The organism is Vibrio sp. M260118 (assembly GCF_036533755.1).
Classification (GTDB): domain Bacteria; phylum Pseudomonadota; class Gammaproteobacteria; order Enterobacterales; family Vibrionaceae; genus Vibrio.
Genome location: NZ_JATABG010000384.1, coordinates 1 through 3,149, shown reverse-complemented (window position 1 = coordinate 3,149; position 3,149 = coordinate 1). Strand labels below are relative to the sequence as shown.

Here is a 3,149-nt window from a genome sequence, read left to right as displayed (position 1 = left end):
CTTCCAAGACTTTGCTGCTTCTTGGGCAAATTTAACTGAAAACCAAGAATCCGAAGCAACTAACATTGCGTCTTCCTGCTGCGAATTGCTATTTCGTTTCTCATAAAGTGACATAAGTTCTATTCCTTCTACAGACGAAAGCATATAACGCCCTTGCTAAGTGGCTGACAACGCATAGCCACAGTGCTTGATCAAACCACCGTAAACACTGTATCAAACTAGAAGCAAAACTGCCGAGCGTTGGCAGTCCACCTTGAGCAGTTTGTTAGGTGCGTTGTCGGATCGAGTTTTCCAGTTCTTTTATTTGCACTTCCCACCAGAGCAGAGCATCAGCAACGATACTAAAAAGTTCTTCGCCACTTTTCATAATATGAACCGGATTCTCAGCCACTTCTGTTGAACCGTCCAAACCCATGCTAATTAATTCGCATTCATACGTAATGAAATTTACGTCATACTCCTTAACTACAAGATTCCTAGATTCATTAATAAATTCCCAAAAGATAGCGGGTTTGTCTCGTTTTATAATTCCCCACCATTTTGTAATTTCGTATTTGTGAATCGGAGATATTTCCGCATCTACTTTGTCGAGAACATGCCCAATAGCTCGGAGAAGGCAGATAGTTGATATCCAATGAACTCGAAGTACATCACTCTCCTTCGCAGCAACCATCATATCGTATGATAGCCACGCATCCTTCAATGCTTGTTTTGATTTCATCATACCCTCTAAGCACCTAACGCCGCATTAAGGTGTGAGCCATGCGACCACTGAACTCAACTTTAGCACCGTATTCACTGAACTTAACTCAAACCAAAAATGCCAAGCATGGTGAATCACTCTTGAATGCTTTGTTATACCCCATTTTGATGGATAGTCATGTTGTGGTACTCAATGTATTCTTCCGAGATTTCATGCCCTGAGCATACATAAAGCTCAGAAAGGTTAAGAGCGATAGCCCCATAGTCGCACATCACATGATGATTTGGACAAAGAACGACGATATTTTCTGCTACGTCAGGACCATTATGCTCTCGACCTAAAGGCTTAATATGATGGGCTTCAGAGTACGTGGCACCCGATTTCAAGTTAATAGTATTGCGACAAATTTGGCACTTATTTTCATACATTAACTTTAGTTTACGTGCCAATGCCGTATCTCTTAAAACTCTATACGTTACGCTCTCTCGCCTTTCTGGCTCCATTTCACCGTTAGGGATATCAAATGCAATAGGCGTAACAACCTTTAACTCACCGAACACCCAAAAGCCTCTTTCTTCGGCGTTTTTGATGATCCCTTTCTTTTTGAGTTGATAGAGTACCGTTCTAACTCGGTGCTTCCACTCTGCTTCTTTTGTCCCTTGAGAGCAAATATCTCTACAGATGCAGGTATCATCGCAAAGCTCAGGATACTTTTTCTGCACTAGGTCATATATAGATTTCAATTGAATAACACCATTAGGAATGAAATTCAGTTCATCTTCTATTAATTTTTTATATAGCTGCTTATGCTTCATTTTTAACCTTAAGGGACTACGATCGCTCTGGGGTATAACATTTTTAATAGTCTGCCGACTGTTTTTTCCATTCAAAGAAAAACGACCAAACCGCCAGCAACATCATGTTTTAGCACTAATTTTCAATATATTGCGACATGAAATTGACCTACAAAAACAAGCCTTCTTAAAAAGTTGATTTTGCTAGGCGCGTTATCTTAAATACATATTACGGTATCTCTTTGAAAGATAGACCTATTTTCCTAATTTCATACGACAAATCGAGCTTATTTCTCAGTTAAGATCATACTTATTTCATCCTATTGCTAGGCTAACATCCAATAAGCTGTATATAAATACACTATTCGAATAAACAGCATGGCTAGCAAATTTCTAGAAGAGATCAGGCGTAGTATTCGTCAAAGAGGGTATAGCATGAAAACCGAGAAGGCTTATCTCTACTGGATCGCATATTTTATAAGGCATCATAAAATGCGTCATCCAAATGAGATGGGCCCGAGTGAAGTGACTGAGTTCTTATCCTTTTTGGCCAATGAACAGCACGTAGCAATTAACACCCAAAAGGTTGCCCTCAACGCCCTATCCTATTTATACAATCAGCAGTTGAAGATCCCACTTGGAAACCTAGGTTTTACGTTAGCTAAGAACCGAAGAAAGCTACCAACAGTTCTGTCGTCGCAGGAAGTACACTTACTTCTTGAACAACTTGAAGGCCAATACAAGCTCATCTTCTCTTTACTCTATAGTTCGGGGTTACGCATAAACGAATGCATGCGATTACGTGTCCAGAGCATAGATTTCAATAATCAGTGCATCATAGTTCACAACGGCAAAGGCAACAAAGACCGAACAACCCTATTAAGCCCTGCACTAATTGACCCTATAAAGGAAGCAATTGAAGCTGCTAAAGAAATTCAGCTTGCCGATAACAAACACGGTATCGGTCCATCACTTCCTTTTGCACTCAATCGAAAATACCCAAACGCTTATCGGCAAAGTGCTTGGATGTATCTTTTTCCTTCTCCTTCCATAAGCCCGCACCCTATAACTGGTCAACTCTGTCGTCACCATGTGCATGACTCGGCTCCTCGAAAAGCAATTAAAAGAGCGGCACAAGCTTGCGGGCTACACCACAAAAAGATCACTTGTCACACATTTCGCCATAGCTTTGCCACCGAGCTTCTAAAATCAGGGCAAGACATTCGAACTGTTCAGGAGCTGTTAGGTCACAGTGATGTGTCAACCACACAAATTTATACTCATATTCTAGGCCAGCACTTTGCAGGAACTCGCAGCCCACTCGACATCTTGATAGCGAATAACAAGGTGAGCCATTGAACTCTTCTAATACTTTCCAACGCTTGAGGTTTCCAACAACCGTAACTTAAAAAACCTCAAACTGATCGATATCGCCAAGAAAATGGTAAACAAAATGGGAAGTTTTATTCGCTTTGCCCGTTCTTATTATTCGATAACAAAAACAATCGAAGAGGTTGATATGAATGTGAAGTTTAAGGTAGTCCTGTCAATTTGTGCAATAACTGCGGCGCTAATGTCATTTGTAGGCACGGCTGACAGCGATATGACCAAGCCAAGCACTTCAAATGGATATGAAGTTGCCACTCTTGCAG

Annotated in this window: 3 protein-coding genes and 1 pseudogene; 2 read left to right on the top strand and 2 right to left on the bottom strand. The window is 40.8% G+C overall.

What is annotated here, in order from left to right; all coding sequences use genetic code 11:
* Nucleotides 1-265: 265 nt before the first annotated feature.
* Together QTO00_RS17135 and QTO00_RS17130 are read right to left on the bottom strand one after the other, a co-directional pair.
* A complete protein-coding gene (locus tag QTO00_RS17135; RefSeq protein ID WP_331425859.1) occupies nucleotides 266-724 on the bottom strand; it encodes a hypothetical protein in 459 nt (152 codons plus the stop codon).
* 131 nt (nucleotides 725-855) lie between these two features.
* A complete protein-coding gene (locus QTO00_RS17130; RefSeq protein WP_331425858.1) occupies nucleotides 856-1,518 on the bottom strand; it encodes an HNH endonuclease in 663 nt (220 codons plus the stop codon).
* Between the two features lie 357 nt (nucleotides 1,519-1,875).
* Between QTO00_RS17130 and QTO00_RS17125 the strand changes: the two genes are divergently transcribed.
* The gene (locus QTO00_RS17125; RefSeq protein ID WP_331425857.1) at nucleotides 1,876-2,856 is read left to right on the top strand and encodes an integron integrase; all 981 of its coding nucleotides are present in this window, start codon (nucleotides 1,876-1,878) and stop codon (nucleotides 2,854-2,856) included.
* Nucleotides 2,857-2,950: 94 nt separating this feature from the next.
* Nucleotides 2,951-3,149, top strand: a pseudogene (locus QTO00_RS17120) (hypothetical protein); the annotation flags it as partial.

Coding starts and splice junctions, on each gene's coding strand:
- QTO00_RS17125 (WP_331425857.1), top strand. CDS start 1,876: ATGGCTAGCAAATTTCTAGAAGAGATCAGGCGTAGTATTCGTCAAAGA.
- QTO00_RS17130 (WP_331425858.1), bottom strand. CDS start 1,518: ATGAAGCATAAGCAGCTATATAAAAAATTAATAGAAGATGAACTGAAT.
- QTO00_RS17135 (WP_331425859.1), bottom strand. CDS start 724: ATGATGAAATCAAAACAAGCATTGAAGGATGCGTGGCTATCATACGAT.